6 protein-coding genes are annotated in these 4,670 nt (G+C 67.3%); 2 read left to right on the top strand and 4 right to left on the bottom strand.

Going from position 1 to position 4,670, the window contains the following annotated elements:
* The 4 genes from ACFZAM_RS37065 to ACFZAM_RS37050 form a co-directional block, all read right to left on the bottom strand.
* Window positions 1–224: DUF2199 domain-containing protein (locus ACFZAM_RS37065; RefSeq protein ID WP_391052969.1), on the bottom strand; the 224-nt coding region annotated here is incomplete at its 3' end.
* A gap of 132 nt (window positions 225–356) precedes the next feature.
* Window positions 357–1,211 carry an IS5 family transposase gene (locus ACFZAM_RS37060; protein WP_391052966.1) on the bottom strand — a complete coding sequence of 285 codons (855 nt, stop codon included), beginning with the start codon at window positions 1,209–1,211 and terminating at the stop codon, window positions 357–359.
* Window positions 1,212–1,271: 60 nt separating this feature from the next.
* A complete protein-coding gene (locus tag ACFZAM_RS37055; RefSeq protein ID WP_391052963.1) occupies window positions 1,272–1,700 on the bottom strand; it encodes a RacP protein in 429 nt (142 codons plus the stop codon).
* Window positions 1,701–1,703: 3 nt separating this feature from the next.
* Complete coding sequence (locus ACFZAM_RS37050) at window positions 1,704–2,714, bottom strand: DUF6192 family protein (RefSeq protein WP_391052960.1); 1,011 nt, start codon at window positions 2,712–2,714, stop codon at window positions 1,704–1,706.
* Between the two features lie 1,192 nt (window positions 2,715–3,906).
* Here ACFZAM_RS37050 and ACFZAM_RS37045 point away from each other — a divergent pair.
* Together ACFZAM_RS37045 and ACFZAM_RS37040 are read left to right on the top strand one after the other, a co-directional pair.
* Window positions 3,907–4,377 carry a hypothetical protein gene (locus ACFZAM_RS37045; protein WP_391052957.1) on the top strand — a complete coding sequence of 157 codons (471 nt, stop codon included), beginning with the start codon at window positions 3,907–3,909 and terminating at the stop codon, window positions 4,375–4,377.
* 158 nt (window positions 4,378–4,535) lie between these two features.
* On the top strand, window positions 4,536–4,670 hold a 135-nt coding region (locus ACFZAM_RS37040; protein ID WP_391052972.1), incomplete at its 3' end, for a DUF6233 domain-containing protein.

The raw sequence follows: 4,670 nt of genomic DNA, 5'->3' as shown, positions 1-4,670 counted from the left end.
CCCCAGGAGAACACATCGTCGCTGTCGGTGACCGGTATATCGATCATGCCCTTGACGAAGTAGTGCTGTGCTTTGATGACGCACTGGTCCGGGGAGAGCAGGCAGTCGGGGGCGTCGGCGAAGGTCGGATCCCAGACGTAGGGGGCGGGCGCCGTGTAGTTCATCGGCAGCTCCAAGTGGTGCTCGCCGCAGCACGAGCAGGTGAATCCGAGATCGTTGGCCATGGCAGGAAGCCTAGTGATCTGGCCCGTCCGGCCAGAGCCGCCTATGGAGTCGGCGTGCCGGTGCGACAATTGGACCTGCTAGAGGGCCCGGTGGCCTCTTGGTGGGTCTGCTGACCGTCAGTGCCGCAGTGATCAGTCTCGGTGGGCTTCGCGGGAGGCGGGCTGTCCGCTCCTGCGGGAGCTTCGGCGGGTGATGCGCCTGGTCATCAGGGTGATCGCGGCCCAGGTGATCAACGACTCGGAGTGCTGAATGAGGCGTTCGTAGTCGCGTGCGTGCGGGCGGGCGTGCATGACCCAGGCGTGGGAGCGTTCGACTACCCAGCGGCGGGGCAGGACGACGAAGCCGGGGGTGTTCTTCGGGCGGCTGACGGTCTTGATCGTCAGGTTGAGGTAGGTCTTGGCCCAGGTCACGAGTTGTCCGGCGTAGGCGGAGTCGGCCCAGACGATGGTGATCTCGGGGTGCATCAGCCGCAGCCGGAACAGGACTTCCTTCGCTGCGTTGCGGTCGGTCATGTCGGCCGGGGTGACCATGACGAACAGGGGCAGGCCCTTAGTGTCCACGACCAGGTGCCGCTTGCGGCCGTTGACCTTCTTGCCGCCGTCGTAGCCGCGGGAGTCCTTGCCGACGGTTTCGGCGGCCTTGATCGACTGGGAGTCGATGACGGTGGCCACCGCCCCCGGTGCCTTGCCCATCTCGCGGCGGATCCGCTTGCGGAGCTCGTCACGGATCTGGCCGATGACGCCGGCGGCGGCCCAGCGGGCCATGAAGCCGTAGCAGGTCCGCCAGGGAGGGAAGTCCTTGGGCAGGGCCCGCCACTTGCAGCCGGTGTCGACGACGTAGCGGATCGCGTCCACGATCTCCCGGCGGGGGTGCTTCTCCGGACGGCCGCCGGCCTTCGTTTCGCAGGCCGGTGTCGGCAGCAGCGGTTCGATCAGGGCCCACTCGTCGTCCCAGGTGTCGGAGGGGTAGTAGCGCCTGCGCGGCAACTTCCTCCCTCCCTCCAGGACGGGGGCGGGGCCGCCCCACCGACCGGGCGGCCCCGCCGGTCACGCGTCGGTGAAGTCGGCAATCACATTGAGGGTGGACTCGACCGAGTTGAGCTGGGTGTTGAGGTGCTTGATCCACCGGCCTTTGGGCTGGAGGACGGCGTGCGGGGCGACGGTGCCGGTGATGAACCGGCGGATCTCGGTGAGCTTGCCGCGGATGACCGCGACCTCGTATGCCTGGAGCTCGGAGGGGTCGGCGCAGAACTTGTAGCCGTCCTTGAGGGTCCAGATCAGCGGTGGCCAGCCGCGTTCGGTGATGATGTCGCGCAGACAGGCCAGGCCGGATCGGGTCTGGCTGGGTGACAGCTCGCTGGATCTGACCAACTGGGGAAAGGTCAGACCGGCCGGCCGTGCTTCGAAGAGCACGAACCGGACGGTGTCGGCGTGCCGCTGGGCCGCCGGCGGCCTGCGCGCGGAGGCACGGGGCATCGGTTATTCACCCTGCAGGAGCTTGGCCAGCTCGCCGTCGACGTCGACCTTGCCGGTGTCGACCGCGGTCTCGATCCAGTCCAGCGTCGCCCTCACGCGGGCGACGTTCTCGTGCATGATGACGCGTTCGTCGTCGCCGAGCTGCCGGTCGCGCATTCCGGGGACGACCCGGCCGGCTGCGGCGACGAACGCGTGGCAGGCGGTGACCAGGTCCAGGAACTCCACTGTCCGGTCCATGTTCTTCACCGCCGGGGCGATTGGGCTGGTGTCCTCGAAGTGCTCGCGGGCCTGGCGGCCCCGCTCGACCTGGGCGTGGTTGACCTGGTGGCGGGCGGTGTCGTCCGACATCGCGCGGAACGCGACATCCGGGCGCCGCAGCAGGCCGGTGGTGACCTTCGCGGCGACGTGGTCGTCGCGGGTCAGCTCTTCCACGACCCGGACCTTGTCCTCCTGCTTGACCTGCGCGACCACCGTCGGGCGGCGCAGCAGGTCGCTGGTGACGGTCGCGGCGACCTCCTCGTCGGTGGCCAGAGTGTGGATCGCGCTGACCTTCTCCTGCGGAGTTACGGGTTTGACGACCTGTCGGCCGACCCTGCGGTTGGCCTGGTCCGGCGTCCAGCGGGATTTGCCCTCGGGCGGGGTGAGGATGGTGGCGAATCGTTCCTCGTCGTCGGCGATGGACGCCAGGATCTGGTGGACGGTGAAGGACACCCCTGACACCCGGCGGTCCTTCGGCCACCTCGACGCCGTCCACCGGGCCTTGTCCACCGTCGCGTAGGACAGCCCGATGTCCTCGGACAGGCGGAACAGCGAGTCCTTGACCGTGAACAGTGAATCGCTTCGCTCCTGGCCGCCGAACTCGCGCATCGGCTCGACTTCGAGCGCGCAGTCACCGACCGCGAATTGGATGCGACCGGCTGTCTCCAGTTGTTTCCGCAAGTCAGCGACGATCTCCGCATACCGTGTCGCGCTGACGCTGCCGACCTTGTCGGCGTCGTTGATCTCTTCGGGCATGGCCTTCACGGCCCACCGCGGGGCCGGCGCACGGCCCCGCGGCCGTGGCATGACCCGGCCCGCTTCTCCGATCGAGCGTCAGACCGGAAATACGAAGATCACAACTAATGACCGTAAATGACCGGGTTCCGACCGAACATGCGGCCCGGATGCGTTCGCGTTGCGGTCACTGTGACCGTTCGCCGAACGATTCCTTCCGGGCCCGCCAGGCCCTCGTGACGCACCGCCGCGAGCAGTAGATCGCATTCGAACGGCGGTCCACCCCCACGACCCAAGCGGCTCCGCACTCGGGACACACAGCCCGGCCGGCACCACCCAGTTCCGCAGCCACCCGCTTGCGCAACCGCAGGTCGCGACGCCATTGCCTGGAACGACACGACGTTGAGCAGAACCTCGTCCGAGGCGGAGCGTCCGATCGCAGCCGAACCCCACACCCCTCACACACCCGCTCCACAGCCTGCCCGGCGTCCTCGGACACCCAACAAGACTAGGGCACAAAGCTACTCAAAACCCAGGATCGAAAACAGGCACTCACCTGCATACACCGGCCTCCCTCAAGCTCTGGCGGGCTTGTATCGGGCAGTTGAATGACGCAAAGAGCTGTGGCCTGCGGGGCCGGTGAACTCATAAAATCGCCCTCGTTCAAGTGTTCGAACTGATCCGGAGGGGGAACTATGTCCAAATTCTTCCGAGTGGGACTGACGGTCACGGGAGCAATGGCGGGGGTGCTGTCGCTGGGGACCGCAACCGCTGTCGCCGATCCGGCACCGCCCGGTACCTACACGGTGCACGAGCATCGGAAGGCGACGGTTAATGCCACAGAGTGTTACTTGTTCGCGAACCCGGTGAACTACAGCGGCTCGACCATCGTCGGCACCGGCGGTTGGACCTCCTGCGTCGGCTCACCGGTCGCATGCACGAGTCACGTAACACTTACGATCTACCTGACTCCCGGTTGGGTGGCGGCTGGGAACCAGGGGGAGACCACCGCGTGTCCGCCTCCCCTGAGGTCGGCGCCATCCACGGTCACGAACTGCAAGATACAACCGACGAACTACTCCTACCGTGTACATACCATCGGCTCCTTCGTGGAGTCGAGCGGGGGCGCTACCAGCACCGACGCCAACGGGACGACGAAGAACATCCCCTGCCTCTAGACCAGGCAGGCCCATAGGACCAAGGGCGGGACGAGATGGTCACCTTCACCCAGTGTGAACAGGAAGCCGCCGAGATCGTGCGCGAACGCCTGCGCGATGGCGAACTCCGCAACTGGATCGAGAGCGCCAGCAGCACCTGGGACATCGAACACGCCGTCTTCCTGCAGCGGGTGAAGACCGTCATCGCCATCGGGCTCTTTAACAGCCACCACACCGCGGAAGCCGCTGAAGAGCCCGTACCGCACCCGGCACAGACCGCCCTGGACGCTCTGCGCGAGGCCGACGCGGTGGGACTGTTCGGTGTGCTCCCCGCGGACCTGGGACAGTCCGCTGATGTCGTGAAGTGGCTCCAACTGCTGTCGACCGGTCTGACGGCGCGCAGTGCCATCATGTGGGAGCGGCTGATCCAGTCAGCCAGGATCATCCTGGACGTCCAGCTCGTCCTCCCCCAGGAAGGCCAGCCGCTGCCCACAGCCGACGATCCTCCCCTGCCGTCAGCAGGGTGACCGGCAAAGGGGCCCCCAGCGCGGACTGACCACAAACGCACGGAGGACATCGGCCGGTACATCGCCCGCGGTGCGGGCGATGTACCGGCCGACCCGTACGGATACAGCATCCGTTCCTGCTCCTGCTCTGGCCGGTCCCGGCGGTTGCACCGCGGTGACTGCCACGCGGTGCACGCCTCACCCGGTCCGCCACCACCGAGCAGGCCCGCGCTGCCCTCGAGCGCGACAATGCGGCGCCCTGCCAGATGTGCCGGCCCGGCCGGCCGCTGCGCAGGGCGGCGTCGCGGCCGGTC

The sequence above is a fragment of the Streptomyces sp. NPDC008079 genome, from assembly GCF_042957385.1.
Classification (GTDB): domain Bacteria; phylum Actinomycetota; class Actinomycetes; order Streptomycetales; family Streptomycetaceae; genus Actinacidiphila.
The sequence above is the reverse complement of the archived record's forward strand: the minus strand, read 5'-3'. Positions and strand labels throughout refer to the sequence as shown.